A 16,872-nucleotide genomic window follows, 5' to 3' on the forward strand; every position below is an offset into this window, starting at 1 on the left:
GGAGTTGGCAACCTCCCCCGCACCGCGACCATTACGCCTCGTCGAGCCAGACCTTGCCGAGGTCGATCTCGAAGGTGGGATGCATTCCGTGGTTCTTCACCGCCTCGACCGAGTGGTTGAAGAGCTTGCGCCAGTAGGGCTGGATGATGATGCCCGACTCCTGAAGGATTTTTTCGATGTCCTCCATCATCCCCTTGCGCTTCTCGGCGTCGGCCACGGCGAGCGCCTCGCCCAGCTTCTTGTCGAAATCCGGGTTGGACCAGCCGCTTTCGTTCCACGCCTCGCCGGTGCGATAGCCGAGCGAAAGAACCTGGACGCCGAGCGGGCGCATGTTCCAGTTGGTCATCGAATAGGGGAACTTCGTCCAGTCGTTCCAGAAGGTGGAGCCCGGCAGCACCGTGCGCTTGACCTTGATGCCGGCCTCGCGGAGCTGGGCTGCGATCGCGTCGCCGGTGTTCTTGTGCCAGTCCTCGTCGACGGTGATCAGCTCGTGCTCGAAGTCGAGCTGGCCGGCTTCCTCGAGCAGCGCCTTGGCCTTCTCGACGTCGCGGGAGATCGGCGGCAGCTCGAAATATTCGGGGTGAATCTGGCAGACATGGTGGTTCTCCGCCACCGTGCCGGCGCCGCCATAGCCGAGTTGCAGGATCGTCGCGTTGTCGACGGCGAGCTGCAGCGCCTGGCGCACTTTCTGGTCGTCATAAGGCTTGTTGTTGACGTTGGTGCGCGCCACCAGCGTCGTCGCGGTAACCACTTCCGATTTCACCAGGCCGAGATCGTCGAGGATCTGGACGTAATCGGCGGAGGTCTCGTAATTGCTGTGGATTTCGCCCGACTCGAACGCGCTGACCATGGCGGCGGGGTCGGTGCCGTAGTCGATGAACTCGACGCCGTCGAGATAGGCTTCGCCGCCCCACCATTGACCGTTCTCGCGGCGTTTGAAGACGACGCGGCTGCCGACGTCGAAGGAGACCAGCTCGAAGGGACCCGTGCCGATCGGGTTGCGGGTGAAGTCGGCGCCCGTCTCGTCGAAGGTGCGGTGGACGACGAGGCCCGGATAGTCGGCAAGGTTCGGGACGAAAGAGATGTCCGATTCCGTCAGCGCCACCTTCACCGTGAAATCGTCCACCCGCGTGATCGCGCCCTCGCGCGCCTTGCCGGTGTCCTTGTCGACCAGCGTGCCCATGCGGGCGGCCATCGAATTGCCTTCGGCCTTGGCGTCGCACCAGCGGTTCAGGTTGTAGATGACGTCGTCGGCGTTGAAAACGTCGCCATTGGTCCAGGTCGCGTTCTGGCGCAGCTTCAGGATGTATTCGGTCGCGTCGTCGTTCACCTCCCAGCTTTCCAGCAGGTAGGGCTCGAACGTGTATTCGCGCGTGTACTTGACCAGCGGCTCCAGCGACTGACGCTGCGAATTGGAGATCTCGGACCAGTCCGCCATCCGCGGATCCTTCGGCGCCTTGATGAACATCGCGATCTTGATCACGCCGCCCTTCTTCGGCTCCTCCTGCGCAAAGGCGGGAGCGGGCGCGCCGATCATGCCGTAGGCAAGCGCGGTGCTGGCTCCGAAGACGCTGGCCAGCGCCAGGAATTCGCGACGGTCGAACTTGCCGGCCTTGGTGTCTTCGGCGAGTTTCCTGATGTGATCGGGAACACGATCACCGTTGCTCCTGTAGAACTTCATCGAGGTTCTCCCATTGTGTGTTGTTGACTTTACCATTCCCCGGCCGGGTCTCGTCTTGAAAATCGACTTCCCGAACTTATGCCTCTTTGCGGAATGTGCCTCGTTGACAGGCGTACGGATGGCGTAATTGCGACAAACTTGACGCAAAATTGGCATGCAGTCAAAGATTCAGGACGCACTTTCCCCGGCAAATGTCTCATGACAAACAACGCGCTACATCTCCTGACGACCGGAATCTGCGCTGTCCCTCGGCCGAAAGGGTGATCGTCGCGGCAAGGTCGATTGACGCGCAACCGGCGGCTTGTTAGCAACCAAGGTCTACGCTTGAGGTGCCTCGCCGGCTGCCGGTCGAGGTTAAGAGGGAATACCGGAAGGTCCCGCGCAAGACGGGTCCGAGCCGGAGCTGCCCCCGCAACTGTGAGCGCCGAGAAATGTCCGAATGCCACTGGAGCAATTCCGGGAAGGCGGGCATTTCGCCGAAGCGCGAGCCAGGAAACCTGCCTCAGGTCGTCACCCACCGGTCGCGGGACGCTTCCGGAGCTGTGATTTCGCAGTGGTGACGAAGGTCATCGCTGGCGGGACAAGACCGTCCTCACCGGCAAAATTATCGCAGCGGGCGCCACGCCACGGGGGACATCATGATTTACACACGCACGATCCGGCTTCTCGGCGCGGCTTCCGCCCTGACGCTCGCCGGCTTCGCGCCGGCCACGGCGCAGGAGCTCCGGCTCGACACCATCCTCGTCACGCCCAACCGCACGCCCACCGAGGCGAGCAAGGTGGGCTCGAAGGTGGAGACCGTTACCAGCGAGGAGATCGAGCAGCGCGCGCTGCCGCTGGTGGTGGATTATCTGACGTTGCTGCCGGGCGTCTCCACCTCCTCCAGCGGCGGGCTTGGACAGGAGACCGGCCTCTTCGTTCGCGGCGCCGACAAGAAATACGTCAAGACGCTGTTCAACGGCATCGACATTTCCGATCCCACCGCCACGCAGGTGCAGAGCTCCTACGAGCACCTCATCATGGGTGGTGTCAGCGGCATCGAACTGCTGAAGGGCTCCCAGGGCACCCTCTACGGTTCGGAAGCCGTCGCCGGCGTCCTCGGCATCTCGACGCTCGACGGCATCGAGGAGGGCGTTCACCACGAGATATTCGGCGAGTTCGGCTCCAACGCCACCGCGCGCGGCGGTTACAAGCTTTCGGGCGCCGACGGCACCGGCAAGGCGGCGCTCACGCTCCACGGCCTGACGACCGACGGAATTTCCTCCGCCAGGGTGAACGGCCATCCGCTGGTCGACGGCGATCCCAACCGGCTGGAGGACGATTTCTACCGCAACTTCACCGGCACCTTCGCCGGCGAGAAACAGGTCGGCGAGTATCTGACACTGTTCGGCTCCGGCCTCCTCATCAATTCCGAAGGCGATTTCGACGACAGTGGCAATCCGCCCACCGACAACGAGCTCAACACCGGCAAATCCAACCAGAAGGCCGCACGCCTCGGCGCGACGCTGACGCTCCTCGACGGACGCTTCCGCAACACGGTTTCGGGCCAGATCTTCGAGATGGATCGCGAGATTTCCAGCGCCGGCGTGTTCGGCGGCTTCCTCAGCCCGTTCGAGGGACACTATCTCGGACGTCGCACCAAGATCGACTATCAGGGCGAATTCGACGTCGCCGACTGGGCGACATTGCAATTCGGCGCCGACCACGAACGCCAGAGTGCCGCGGTCACCGACAATTTCGGCACCGACACCGACGACGATTTCGATCTCAACGGCGTCTGGACACAGGCCGTTCTGGAGCCGCTCGAAAACCTGACGCTCACCGGTTCGGTGCGGCACGACGACCACAGCGAATTCGGCGGCCACACCACCTGGCGCGCGACGGCCGCCTATTTCCTCCCCGACTACCGAACGAAGTTCCACGGCTCGCTCGGCACCGGCTTCCGCGCGCCCAGCCTCTACGAGCTCTACGCGCCTTTCGCGGGAAATCCCGACCTCGATCCCGAGGAAAGCACCAGTTTCGATATCGGCGTCGAGCAGCGCTTTTTCGACGACAGGCTGGTTGCGGACGTCACCTTCTTCCTGCTCGATACCAGGAACCTGATCGACTACAGCTACTCGACCTTCTCCTATGTCCAGATACCGGGCACGACGGAGCGGCGCGGCGTCGAGGCCTCGCTGACCTGGCAGGCGGCGAGTTGGCTCGATATCGGCGCCTCCTACACCTACACCCATACCGAGCAGCCCGACGGCGAGCGCCGGCCGCGCATTCCGCTGCACGACATCGTGCTTTCGGCGACCGTGCGTCCGGCGGAGAAATGGACGGTCTCGGCATCCGCCCGCGGTGTCATCAACGTGAACGACAGAATCGCGCTCGCCGGAGGCGCGTTCGAGGACGTCAAGCTGAAGGACCATCTTCTCGTCAACGCCAAGATCGCCTACCATCCGACTGAAAACAGCGAGCTTTACGTGCGCGGCGAAAATCTGCTCGATCAGGACTACGAGACCGTTCGCGGCTACGGCACGCCCGGCATTTCCGGCTTCGCCGGCTTCCGGATGAAGTTCTGATGGCGGGTGGCGGTCGCGCGCACCTCTTCTCCCCAGCGGGGAGAAGGTGGCCGCGAAGCGGCCGGACGAGGGAGAGGCATCCAGCCTTCCGCAACCGCTTCGCCGCCCTCGCCACGCTTGCCCTTCTCGCCCTGCCCGCCCATGCCGGGGAAGCGCCTGCCCGCGTCATGTCGCTCAACGTCTGCACCGACCAGTTGGCGATGCTCCTGGCCAAGCCCGGCCAGCTCGTCTCCGTGTCCGAGCTTGCCGGCGATCCGAGCCTGTCCTTCCTCCACGAAAAGGCGGCGGCCTATCCGAGGAATGCCGGCACGGCGGAGGAGGTCTTCCTTGCCCGTCCCGATGCCGTGGTCACCGGCACCTTCTCGCTGCACAACACCACCGCGCTGCTGCGTCGCCTCGGCTTCCGCGTCGAGGAATTCTCCTTCGAGCAGACGCTCGACACGATCCCGCGCGAAATCCGTCGGATGGGTGGGATATTGGGCGCCGGGGACCGGGCCGAGGAAATTGCAAGCCGGTTCGAGACCGAGCTGAAGAACGTCGAGGCCTCGCTCTGCGGCCCCTCGCCCACCGCGATCGCCTACGACCAGAACGGCATCGCCCTGGGGTCGGGAACCCTGGCCGATTCCGTCATGCGGGCGGCTGGCCTGCGCAATCTCGCCGCCGAACTCGGCTATGCCGGCATGGCGCCTTTCCCGCTCGAGCTCCTGGTTGTCCATCGGCCTGACATCGTCATCCTGCGCGAGCCTCTCACCGAGGCGCCTGCCCTCGCCGACCAGATCACGCGTCATCCGGCGCTGCGCGCGCTGAAGACCAGCCATGTCGGTGCCTACGTCCCGCCCGGCTCCTGGGCCTGCGGCGCCCCTGCCGTCCTCGACGCGGTGCGCGCGCTGCGCGCCGTGCGCGAGGAGGCCGCCCCCTGCGGCAAGGCTCCGTCCGGATGAGCCAGTCCCGCCTCAACCTGCTCCTGTGCTTACTGGTGCTGGCGCTGTTCCTCGCCTCGATGCTGATCGGCCCGGCAAGGCTTGGCCCGCTCGACAGCCTGCGCGCGCTGGTTGCCGGCGGCGACGAGGCGACGATGATCATCATGCGCGAGATAAGGCTGCCCCGCGCCATCCTCGCGCTTGCTGTCGGCTTCGGCCTCGGCCTATGCGGCGCCGTGCTGCAGGGCTTTCTGCGCAATCCGCTGGCCGAGCCCGGCATCATCGGCGTCTCGGCCGCCGCTTCCTTCGGCGCGGTGCTGGTCTTCTATTCCGGTCTCGCGGGCGCCGCCTTCTACGCCCTGCCGGCGGGCGCGCTGGCCGGGGCCGCGCTCTCCGTCGTCATCCTCCTGGCGATCGCGGCGCGCCACGGCTCGACCCTGACGCTGATCCTCTCCGGCGTGGCCCTCACCAGCCTTGCCGGTGCGCTCACCTCGCTCGTCCTCAATCTCTCGCCCAATCCCTTCGCCAGCTACGAGATCATCTTCTGGTTGCTCGGCTCGGTGAAGGACCGCTCGATGAACGACGTCTGGATCGCGCTGCCGCTGATGCTCGCCGGCTGGGCGCTGCTGGTCTTCTCCGGCCGCGCGCTCGACGCCTTCTCGCTCGGCGAGGAAGCCGCCGCCGGCCTCGGCGTCGATATGAGGCGAACGCGCCTCCTCGTCATCGCCGGGGTGGCGCTTTCCGTCGGGGCCGGCACCGCCGTCACCGGCGCCATCGGCTTCGTCGGCCTCGTCGTGCCGCATCTCGTGCGCCCGCTCACCGACCGCATGCCGGGCAGCCTGCTCCTGCCGAGCGGTCTCGGCGGCGCCGCACTCCTGCTTGCCGCCGACATCGCCGTGCGGATCATCGTTCCCGGCAAGGAGCTCAATGTCGGCGTCGTCACCGCGCTGATCGGCGCGCCCTTCTTCCTCTGGCTCATCGTACGCTCGCGCAGGGAGATATTCTGATGAGCCTCGTCGCAGAGCGCGTATCCGTCGAGCTCGCCGGCCGCCGCATCGTCGAGGACGCCTCGTTCTCGCTGGCGCGCGGCGAGGTCGTCGGCCTTCTCGGCCCGAACGGCGCCGGAAAATCGACGCTGATGCGCGCCATTGCCGGTCATCTTCCCCATTCCGGCAGCGCCAGCCTCGACGGGGCCGACCTCGCAACGCTCTCCGCGCTCGAACGCGCCCGCCTCGTCGCGCATCTGCCACAGGCGCGCGTCATCGCCTGGCCGCTTTCGGTCCGCAACGTCGTCGGCCTCGGGCGGATGCCGTGGCGTTCCTTCGCGAGAGGCTTTTCCGAAAACGACCGCGCGATCTGCGCCGAAGCGATGGAACTGATGGACGTCGGCGATCTCGCCGACCGGCCCGCGACGGAGCTTTCCGGCGGCGAGCAGGCCCGCGTGCTGATCGCCCGCGCGGTCGCCCAGGACACGCCCGTCCTCATCGCCGACGAGCCCGCCTCCGGTCTCGACCCGGCCCACCAGATGACGATGATGGCCGCCCTGCGGAGACTCGCCACGAAGGACCGCGCCATCCTCGTCTCGCTGCACGACCTGACGCTTGCCGCCCGCTGGTGCGACCGCGTCGTGCTGATGCGCGATGGCAGGATAGCGGCCGACGGCCCGCCTGCCGCCATACTGACGCCCGAGTGCCTGCAATCCGTGTTCGGCATCGTCGCCCATATCGACCACGACCGGGGCGGGATGATCCTCGCGCCCACCGGCCTGACCGGCGACACCCCACCCTGACCGCGGGAAACACCTCTGAAACCGTGTCCTGCTTGTTCCGGGACGCTGGCTCGTTGACAATGCGGCGCGAAGGCTGCTCAACTTTCCCCGATCGACGATTGCAGCGTTTGGAGGCAGCCATGGCTGGGCGCGCGGTTCGTATCTTCTCTTTCCTTTCGATCCTCGTCTGGATGCTGGCGGGGCAGGCGTTCGCCCAGGACCTGCGCTCGGTCGAAACCACGCCGGACGGCGACTATTTCGGCTTCGACCTGCGCACGGAAAGGGACGTCACCCTCGACCGCTGCAAGGCGATCTGTCTCGGCGATCCGTCCTGCCGCGCCTTCACCTACAACCCCAAGGCGCAATGGTGCTTCCTCAAATCCGACTACAGCGTCATGAAGCCGTTCCCCGGCTCGATCGCCGGCAAGGTCGTAGACCGGTCGCGCGGACCTGACATCGGCGCGCCGCCGGCGCTTTCCTACGTCCCGGAGAGCGTCCGCGACGAGGCCAGGCGCTACCGCGACGAGGCGACCGCCGCGCGGCCGAGCGAGGATGCCGGCTACTCCTTCCTCCTTTCCTCCGCCGACGATGCGCTGCAAGGGCAAAATCCCGGTCAGGCGGTGGAGCAGTATCGCGCCGCGCTGGCGATCACGCCGGATGACGAGGTCCTCTGGACGAAGCTCGCCCGCGCCGAGCTCGCCGTCAGCTCGGACGACGGCGACGAGACCGCGCGACGCAGCCGCAACGGCGCGTCGGCGGCCTTCAACGCGTATCAGGCCTCCCGTTCCACCGCTGCGCGCGCCGACGCGCTTTCCGCCCTCGCCTCGGGCCTCGACCGGCTCGACCTCTACCGCCCCGCACTGCAGGCCTACGAGGCGAGCCTCGCGCTCGCCAATGACGGCGAGGTGCGTGCCGCCTATGTCGACCTGAAGGCGCGAAAGGGCTTCCGCATCGTCGACCACAGCGTCGATTCCGATCTGGCGGCCCCGCGCGTCTGCGCCCAGCTTTCCGAGGAATTGGTGCGCAGCGGCGTCGACTATTCCACCTTCGTGACCGTCGACAATGCCGCCCCGAAGGCGATCGAGGCCAAGGACCGCCAGATCTGCGTCGAGGGGCTGGAGCATGGCCGCGACTACCGCGTGACCTTGCGCCAGGGCCTGCCGGCGGCGATCGGCGAGGTGCTGGAAAGCCCGGTGGTGCTCAACGTCTATGTACGCGACCGTTCGCCCTCGATCCGCTTCACCGGCGGCAATTTCGTCCTGCCCGCCACCGGCCGCCACGGCATCCCGCTCGTCAGCGTCAACACCGCGACCGCCGATCTGGCGCTTCATCGCGTCGGCGACCGCTCGCTGGCGCAGCTTCTCACCGGCTACCAGTTCCTGACCCAGCTCGACGGCTACTCGGTCTCCTCCCTCGCCGACAATCTCGGCGAGCCGGTCTGGGAGGGCAGGATCGACATGGCCAGCGAGCTCAACAAGGACGTCCTGACGAGTTTCCCGGTCAACGAGGCGCTGCCGGAGCGCAAGCCCGGCGTCTATGTGCTCACCGCCCGGCCCGAGGGCGACACCAGCGAGGATTGGCAGCCGCGTGCCACGCAATGGTTCGTCGTTTCAGATATCGGTCTCACCACCTACACCGGCGAGGACGGGCTCGACGTCTTCGTGCGCTCGCTCTCCACGGCCAGGCCCCTGGAAGGCGTGGAGCTGCAGCTCCTCGCCCGCAACAACGAAGTGCTGGGCATCGCCATTTCCGATGCCGAGGGCCGCGCCACCTTCACGCCCGGCCTGGCACGCGGAACCGAAGGCATGGCACCGGCCGTCATGACCGCGTCGAACGGCGAGGCGGATTTCGTCTTCCTCGACATGACGCGCGCCGGCTTCGACCTTTCGGACCGTGGCGTCGAGGGCCGCGCCGCGCCCGGCGCCGTCGACGTCTTCGCCTGGACCGAGCGCGGCATCTACCGCGCCGGCGAGACGGTCCATGCCGCCGCCCTTGCCCGCGACGACACGGCGAATGCCGTCGAGAACCTGCCGCTGACCTTCATCTTCGTGCGTCCCGACGGCGTCGAGGAACGGCGCGAGGTCAGCGACGGCCGCGCGCTCGGCGGCCATCACATCGCGCTCGGGCTGGAGGGCAACGCGCAGCGCGGCACCTGGACGGTGAAGATCCACACCGACCCGAAGGCCGCGCCGATCGCCCAGGCGATGTTCCTGGTCGAGGACTTCGTTCCCGACCGCATCGAGTTCGATCTTTCGAGCGACCGCACAGAGATCGCGCCCGACGAGGCCGCCGAAGTTTCCGTCAACGGACGCTATCTCTACGGCGCGCCCGCCGCCGGCCTCGAGCTCGAGGGCGAGATCAATGTCTCGACGACGCGCGACTGGGCGCGTTTCCCGGGCTACGCCTTCGGCCTCGCCGACGAGGAGCTCGACGGCGGCACCCGCGTGGCGCTGGACGACCTGCCCGAGGCCGACGACCAGGGCAAGGCGAGCTTCGAGGCGGGCGTCGACGCGCTCCCCTCCACCACGCGCCTGGTGAACGCCGAAGTGGTCGTACGCATGCGCGAGCCGGCCGGTCGCGCGGTGGAGCGCAAGCTCCCCCTCACCGTCACGCCCGAGGAAAGCGTCATCGGCATCCGCCCGGACTTTTCCGGCGGCGAGGTGCCGCAGGGCGCGACAGCCGGCTTCCGCGTCATCGCCGTTTCACCGGACGGCGAGCGCCAGGACCTTTCCGGCGCGCGCTGGTCGCTTGTCAAGGTCGAGCGCAATTACCAGTGGTACCGCAGCAACAACTCCTGGAACTACGAGCCGGTGACGACCGAACGCAAGGTCGCCGACGGCACCTTCGACATCTCGCAGGGCGCGGAAGCGGCGCTCTCCATGCCGGTCGACTGGGGCCGCTACCGGCTCGACGTGGCATCCGCAGATCCCACGGGCCCGGTCGCCAGCTACGCCTTCGACGCAGGCTGGTATGTCGAGGCCACCTCGACCGAAACACCGGACGGGCTCGAAATCGCGCTCGACAAGGAGAACTACCTGCCGGGCGACGTCGCCAGGCTGCAGGTCTCGCCGCGCTTCGCCGGAGAACTTCTGGTCGCGGTCGGGTCGGAACGTCTCTTCGCCACGCTCACGGCAAGCGTTCCGGCGGAGGGCGCGACCATCGACATTCCGGTGACGGATGATTGGGGCGCGGGCGCCTATGTCACCGCAACGCTCTACCGCCCGGGCGAGGCCGAGGAAAGCCGCATGCCCGCCCGCGCCATCGGCGTGAAATGGCTTTCGGTCGATCCCGGTCCACGCAAGCTCGAAATGGCGCTCGGCACGCCACGGAAGATCGAGCCGCGCTCGCCGCTCTCTATTCCCGTCACGCTCAACGGGCTTGCCCCCGGCGAGGATGCCCATGTCATGGTCGCCGCCGTCGACGTCGGCATCCTCAACCTCACCGGCTACAAGGCGCCCGATCCGGTCGGCTGGTATTTCGGCCAGCGTCGACTCGGCATCGAGCTGCGCGACCTCTACGGCCGGCTGATCGACGGCTCGGCCGGCACCACGGGACGCATCCGCACCGGCGGCGACGGTGGTGGTCCCACCGCCCAGGGCAGCCCGCCGACCGAGAAGCTGGTCGCCTTCTTCGAAGGACCGGTGCGGGTCGATGCCGACGGCAAGGCCGAGATTTCGTTCGACGTTCCCGAATTCAACGGCACCGCGCGCGTCATGGCGGTCGCCTGGTCGAAGAACGGCGTCGGCCAGGCCAGTTCCGACGTCGTCGTCCGCGATCCGATCGTGGTCACCGCCGGGCAGCCGCGCTTCCTCGCGCCGGGCGACCAGGCGACGATCCGCCTCGACATCGCCAATACGGACGGCCCGGCGGGCGATTACGCGCTCGCCATCGAAGCGCAGGGCAAGGCCGGGGTCTCCTTCGGGCGGGTGCCGGCCTCGGTGCCGCTCGCCGCCGGCGGCCGCGCCACCGTCACGGTGCCGGTCGCGGCCACGTCCACGGGCGACGCGACCGTCACCGTGAGCCTCGCCCATCCCGAAGGCACGCGGGTCGAGCGCACGCTCTTCCTGCCGGTCCGACCCGGCGCCATGCCCGTCACCACGCGGCAGGTCGTCAGCCTCGCGGCGAACGGCGGCAGCCTGCGCGTCGACGGCGAACTGCTTGCCGCGAGCCTGCTCGACGGCGCCTCGGTCAGCGTCGGCGTCTCGCGTGCCGCCGCCTTCGACGTTCCGTCACTCCTGATGACGCTCGACCGCTATCCCTATGGCTGCACCGAGCAGACGACGAGCCGCGCCTTGCCGCTCCTTTATGTGAGTGAGCTTTCCACGGCGGCCGGCCTGGAGGACGACCCCAAGCTGCGCGAGCGCATCGACGCGGCGATCAAGCACGTGCTTTCCTACCAGTCCTCGTCCGGCTCCTTCGGCCTTTGGGGACCGGGTTCCGGCGACCTCTGGCTGGACGCCTATGTGAGCGATTTCCTGACGCGCGCCCGCGAGCAGCGCTTCGACGTGCCCGAACAGGCGATGCGCAGCGCGCTGGAAAACCTCCAGAATGCGCTGAGCTACACCACCGACGTCGCCGGCAGCGGCACCGAGATCGCCTATTCGCTCTACGTGCTCGCCCGCAACAAGAAGGCCTCGGTCGGCGATCTGCGCTACTATGCCGACACCCGTATCGACGAATTCTCGAGCCCGATGGCGCAGGCCCAGATCGCCGCGAGCCTCGCGCTCTACGGCGACAGCCAGCGCGCCGAGCGCGTCTTTGCGACCGCGCTGCGCAATGTCGAGACGAAGCCGTCCAACGCCAGCCGTTCGGACTACGGCTCCAGCCTGCGCGACGGCGCGGCGATGCTGGCGCTGGCGGCCGAGACGCAGCCAGCGCCGACGGCCATTCCGGCGATGATGCGCTTCGTCACCGAGGCGCGCGACGCGACGCGCTACACCAGCACGCAGGAGGAGGCCTGGATGCTGCTTGCCGCCCGCGCCCTGGGCACCGGCGCCGAGGCGATCAGGCTCGACGTCGACGGCGCGGAGCATGACGGAAGCTTCGCCCGCCGCGTCGACGGCAGCAGCCTTTCCGACGACCCGCTCACTATCGTCAACCGCGGCGACGAGCCGGTCGATGCCGTGGTCACCACGGTCGCCGCGCCCGCCGATCCCCTGCCCGCCGGCGGTGACGGCTTTTCGATCCAGCGCACCTACTACACGCTCGACGGCGAGGAGACCAACATCACCGAGGCACGGCAGAACGAGCGCTACGTGGTCGTGCTTTCGATCACCGAGCGGAATGCCTGGCCCTCGCGAGTCGCGATCACGGACCTCCTGCCGGCCGGTTTCGAGATCGACAATCCGCGCCTCGTCGGCAGCGCGGAACTCTCGAATTTCGAATGGCTCGGCGATCCGGAAGCCGCCCACAGCGAGTTCCGCGACGACCGCTTCGTCGCCGCCTTCGACCGCAACCGGGACAGCAGCCGCGAGTTCCGCGTCGCCTATGTCGTGCGCGCGGTCACGCCCGGCGTCTACGTGCATCCCGCCGCCGTGGTGGAGGACATGTACCGGCCGCAATTCTCCGCGCGCACCTCGGACGGCATGATGGAGGTCGTCGCCGCGCCGTGACACGCCGGCGGCGAAGCCGCGCCATGAAGCCGTGGATCAAGCGCCTCTCGATCTCCGCCGCCGCCGTCCTGATCCTAGGCGCGGCCGCCGCGGTCGGCCTCGACGCGCTCGACCGCGCCTACCCGCCTCCGCTCGACGAGGCGCCGGCGCTCGCCGCCGAGGTGGTCGATCGCGACGGCGCGCTGCTTCGCGCCTTCGCGACGCCGGACGGAGCCTGGCGCTTCCGCATCCGTCTCGACGAGGTCGATCCGCAATTCGTCGAGATGCTGCTCGCCTACGAGGACCGCCGCTTCCGCGGTCATTTCGGCGTGGACCCCATGGCGCTCGGCCGCGCCGCCTGGCAGTTCGCCACCCATGGCCGCATCGTTTCAGGCGGCTCGACCATCACCATGCAGCTCGCCCGCCTGATCGAGCCGCGCGAAGCGCGCTCGCTTTCGGCGAAGCTCCTGCAGATCGCACGCGCGCTTCAGATCGAGCGGCGGCTTTCCAAGGACGAGATTCTCGAACGCTACCTCACGCTCGCGCCCTATGGCGGCAATCTCGAAGGCATCCGCGCGGCGACGCTCGCCTGGTACGGCAAGGAGCCGAGGCGCCTCGGCCTCGGCGAGGCGGCCCTGCTGGTCGCCCTTCCCCAGTCGCCCGAGCGCCGCCGTCCGGACCGCAATGCGGGCGCCGCCGAGGCAGGGCGCGACCGCGTCCTGGAGCGGATGGTCGCGGCCGGCGTTCTCGGCGAGCGCGAGGCGGCACGCGCCAGGGGCGACGGCGTCCCGGACCGGCGCCGCCCGATGCCGGCGCTCGCCGCCCACGCCGCCGAGGCGGCGTTGCGCTCCGCGCCCTCCCTTCCCCGCCAGCAACTGACCGTCAGCCGCCGCGCGCAGGAAGGGCTGGAAGCCGTCGCCCGCGAGGCGGCGCGCAAGCTCGGGCCGCGCCTTTCCGTCGCCATGGTGCTGGCCGACGCCGGAACCGGCGAAATCCTCGGCGAGGTCGGCTCGGCCGATTTCTTCGACGCCGCGCGTTCCGGCTGGGTGGACATGACCCGGGTCGTGCGCTCGCCCGGCTCCACCCTGAAGTCCTTCATCTACGGCCTCGCCTTCGAGGAAGGCCTCGTCGCCCAGGAAACGATCATCGAGGACCGGCCGGCGAGCTTCGGCGGCTACCGCCCCCGCAATTTCGACATGGCCTACCAGGGCGACGTCAGCATCCGCCAGGCGCTGCAATTGTCCCTCAACGTCCCGGCCGTGCGGCTCCTCGACGCGATCGGACCGGCGCGGCTCGCCTCGCGCTTCCGCCAGGCCGGCGTTCACGCGACGCTGCCGAAGGGCGAGGCGCCGGGGCTCGCCATCGCGCTTGGCGGCGTCGGCCTGACATTGCGCGACCTCGTGCAGCTCTACACCGCCTTCCCCAATGGCGGGCGGGCCGTCGCGATCAGCGACAGGAAGACGGCGGAACGGAAAACCGCCGTGCTCGATCCGGCGGCGGCATGGCAGATCGCCGATATCCTGTCCGGCGTCGTCCCGCCCGAGGGCGCCCGCCGCCGCGGCATCGCCTACAAGACCGGCACCAGCTACGGCTACCGCGATGCCTGGTCGGTGGGTTTCGACGGGCGCTACGTACTCGGCGTCTGGGTCGGGCGACCCGACGGCTCGGCCGTGCCGGGCCTCTCCGGCTATGTCTCGGCGGCACCGATCCTCTTCGAGGCTTTCGAGAGATCGGGGCTCGGCACCGTGCCCCTGCCCCGCCCGCCGGCTGGCGCCGTGCGGCTGGCGCGCGCCGACCTTCCCGTCACGCAAAGGCGGTTCTCGTCGTCGCGTGACGATCTTTCCGCCGGCAAGGTCGCCGAGCCAGCGCCCGCCATCGTCTTTCCGCCCGACGGCGCGCGCGTCGAGCTTGCCAGCGACGACGCCGCACCATTGGTGTTGAAATTGCAGGGCGGCCGTGCGCCCTTCCGGTGGCTCGCCAACGGCCGGCCCCTGTCGGAAGTCTCGCGTCGCCGCACCATGCGCTGGCAGCCCGAGGGCGGCGGCTTCTCGACGCTGACGGTCATCGACGCCGCCGGCCGCGCGGCCAGCGTCAAGGTGTTCGTGGAGCGATAGCGCGTCCTTCGAGGCTCGCTTCGCTCGCACCTCAGGATGAGGGAAGTGGGTTGTCGAGCCCTCAACGCCGTGGGTTCGAGTAAAAACCTTCCTCATCCTGAGGTGCGAGCGAAGCGAGCCTCGAAGGACGCACCCCTGACGCCGCCTACGCGGCCGAGCCCACCGCCGGCTTCGGCAGCAGGCCCTTGAGGTCGACGGAGGTGTCGGCGGCGACTTCCTTCGGCACCGAGAGCCGCGCCGAAAGCAGCTTGCGCGAGACCATGTGGTCGGCCGCGCTGTTGACGCTCTCGACCGTCACCAGCCTGCCCTGCCGATAGAGGAAGACGGAGAACTTGCCTTCGGCCGGATCGCCGCGCACCACCGCCTCGTCGGCGCCCATGGAAAGGCCGGCGATCTGCAGCCGCGCGCTTGCCTGGTTCGACCAGAACCACGGCAGGCTGTCATAGGGCTGGTCGTCGCCGGTGAGCCTCGCGGCCACGCATTTCGCCTGATCGACCGCGTTCTGCACGGATTCGAGCCGCACCATGCCGATGCCGTAAGGGTTGGGATGCGCGGCGCAGTCGCCGATCGCCGAGATCGACGGGTCCTCGGTCAGCAGTCGCTCGTCGACGACGACGCCGTTGTTGACCTGCAATCCGGCCTCGGAAGCCATTTCGGAATTGGGCAGCACGCCCGCCGCCACCATCACGGCGTCCGTCTCCAGCACGTCGCCGTCCGACAGCCTCACCTTGAAGCCGTCGCCATGGCGCTGCATCTCCTCCGCGAAGGTCTTGAAGCGCAGCCTGGTGCCTAGCCCCTCGTGGAAGCCGCGGAAATAGTCGCTCATCTCGTGCGAGAGCACGCGTCCCATCAGCCGGTCGGCCGCCTCGACGAGCTCCACCGTCACGTCGCGGGCGCGCAGCAGGCTCGCCACCTCGAGCCCGATGAAGCCGCCGCCCAGCACGGTCACGTGCTTCAGCTCGTCGAGCCGCCCCGTCAAGAGACGCGCATGCGCCAGCGTGCGCAGCTCCATCACGTCCTCCTGCGCGAGACCGCGCACCGGCGGCATGCGGTTGCGCGCGCCGGTGGCGAGCACCAGGTGGTCGTAGGCCAGCCGCTCGCCGCTCGATAGCTCGAGCTCCTTGGCGGCGCGGTCGATCCGCTTCGCCGTCACGCCGAGCCGCAGGTCAATGTCCTTGCCCTCGTAGAAGGCCGGACCCTTGAGCGGCAGCGGCGCGTCCTCGACGCTCTTCAGGAATTCCTTGGAAAGCGGCGGCCGTTGATAGGGAAGGTCGGGCTCGTCGCCCAGCACGATGACGGAGCCTTCGAAGCCCCGCTGGCGAAGCGTCGCGGCGAGTTCCACGCCCGCCTGTCCGCTGCCCGCAATCACAACCCTGGAAATCGGCTCGCTGCTCACAATGCACCTCCATCTGCTCCTACCCACGCCGGTGTTATCAGCGCCCGCGCGTCTTGTCGACAAATGCCGCAGCCTGCCTTGCTTGACTCGCCGGCGGGCTTCAGGAACTATGATCGCATGTGCACCGTGGCCATCATACGCGTCGAAGCGCTTTTCCGGGTTTGCCCCATCGCGGGACATTAGCCCCCGGCTCGGTTGCCTTGCGCCTTCCGAGCCGAGGGGAAGGCCGCTCGGTTTGTCAAAGGCAAGCCGGGACCTGACCGGACCAAGGGCCGGCAAGCGCATTTCACCAATTTCCACGAAGGACGAACGCCTGGCGGCGCTCCCATCGGGAGCAGTCCGCCGATCATCCATGAGCGCATAATGCCAGAACACAACAAATCGCGCGGCAAACGCACCATCACCCTCAGCAAGAGCGATTTCGAACGCCTGACGCTGCTTGCCGACGCGATCGCCGAACGCAACGCCGAGCTCTCCGAAGTGCTGTTCACCGAGCTCGACCGCGCGAAGATCATCGCCGATCATCTCGTGCCGGAGACCGTCATCCGCGTCGGCTCCACCGCCACCTACCGCACCGAGACGGGCGAGGAGCGCGTGGCCACGCTCGTCCTGCCGGCCGACGCGGACATCGAGAAGAACAGGATTTCCGTGCTTACCCCGGTCGGCGTCGCGCTTATCGGCCTTTCGCCCGGCCAGTCCATGGAGTGGACCGCCCGCGACGGGCGCCGGCACGCCCTGACCGTCGAAAGCGTCGAAGCGCCGGCGGACGTCGCGACATGATGCCGGCCAGCCTCGACCGTTTCCTCAATCATTCGGGAAGTCTCATCACGGGAGC

The 16,872-nt window shown here is 68.1% G+C and carries 9 protein-coding genes and 1 riboswitch; of the genes, 7 read left to right on the plus strand and 2 right to left on the minus strand.

The genetic code is table 11. The features are described 5' to 3' along the window. Window positions 1–31: 31 nt before the first annotated feature. Window positions 32–1,681 (minus strand): ABC transporter substrate-binding protein, encoded by a 1,650-nt coding sequence (locus XW59_RS07770; protein WP_047144080.1) that lies wholly within the window; start codon window positions 1,679–1,681, stop codon window positions 32–34. A 310-nt stretch (window positions 1,682–1,991) separates the two neighbouring features. Then, window positions 1,992–2,201: riboswitch (cobalamin riboswitch) on the plus strand. Window positions 2,202–2,319: 118 nt separating this feature from the next. Here XW59_RS07770 and XW59_RS07775 point away from each other — a divergent pair. From XW59_RS07775 to pbpC, 6 genes are all read left to right on the plus strand, one after another. Further along, window positions 2,320–4,248 carry a TonB-dependent receptor gene (locus XW59_RS07775; RefSeq protein ID WP_047144079.1) on the plus strand — a complete coding sequence of 643 codons (1,929 nt, stop codon included), beginning with the start codon at window positions 2,320–2,322 and terminating at the stop codon, window positions 4,246–4,248. Beyond that, window positions 4,248–5,189, plus strand: coding sequence for an ABC transporter substrate-binding protein (locus XW59_RS07780; protein WP_082137443.1), 942 nt, complete (start codon window positions 4,248–4,250; stop codon window positions 5,187–5,189). The genes XW59_RS07775 and XW59_RS07780 overlap by 1 nt, the downstream gene beginning before the upstream one ends. Continuing rightward, window positions 5,186–6,175 (plus strand): iron ABC transporter permease, encoded by a 990-nt coding sequence (locus XW59_RS07785; RefSeq protein ID WP_047144078.1) that lies wholly within the window; start codon window positions 5,186–5,188, stop codon window positions 6,173–6,175. Before XW59_RS07780 ends, XW59_RS07785 begins: the two co-directional genes overlap by 4 nt. After that, window positions 6,175–6,957 (plus strand): ABC transporter ATP-binding protein, encoded by a 783-nt coding sequence (locus XW59_RS07790; protein WP_047144077.1) that lies wholly within the window; start codon window positions 6,175–6,177, stop codon window positions 6,955–6,957. The genes XW59_RS07785 and XW59_RS07790 overlap by 1 nt, the downstream gene beginning before the upstream one ends. Window positions 6,958–7,076: 119 nt before the next feature. Then, complete coding sequence (locus XW59_RS07795; RefSeq protein ID WP_047144076.1) at window positions 7,077–12,548, plus strand: alpha-2-macroglobulin family protein; 5,472 nt, start codon at window positions 7,077–7,079, stop codon at window positions 12,546–12,548. Window positions 12,549–12,571: 23 nt separating this feature from the next. Further along, on the plus strand, window positions 12,572–14,641 hold the full coding sequence (gene pbpC, locus XW59_RS07800; protein ID WP_047144075.1) for a penicillin-binding protein 1C: 2,070 nt from the start codon (window positions 12,572–12,574) through the stop codon (window positions 14,639–14,641). A 145-nt stretch (window positions 14,642–14,786) separates the two neighbouring features. Here the strand turns inward: pbpC and XW59_RS07805 are convergent, their stop codons facing one another. Further along, window positions 14,787–16,037, minus strand: a complete 1,251-nt coding sequence (locus XW59_RS07805) for an FAD-dependent oxidoreductase (protein ID WP_047144074.1) — start codon at window positions 16,035–16,037, stop codon at window positions 14,787–14,789. 363 nt (window positions 16,038–16,400) lie between these two features. Here XW59_RS07805 and rnk point away from each other — a divergent pair, with 363 nt between their 5' ends. Continuing rightward, complete coding sequence (rnk, locus tag XW59_RS07810; protein WP_047144073.1) at window positions 16,401–16,817, plus strand: nucleoside diphosphate kinase regulator; 417 nt, start codon at window positions 16,401–16,403, stop codon at window positions 16,815–16,817. The last annotated feature ends 55 nt before the right edge of the window (window positions 16,818–16,872 follow it).

The sequence above is a fragment of the Aquamicrobium sp. LC103 genome, from assembly GCF_001014615.2.
Classification (GTDB): domain Bacteria; phylum Pseudomonadota; class Alphaproteobacteria; order Rhizobiales; family Rhizobiaceae; genus LBCQ02.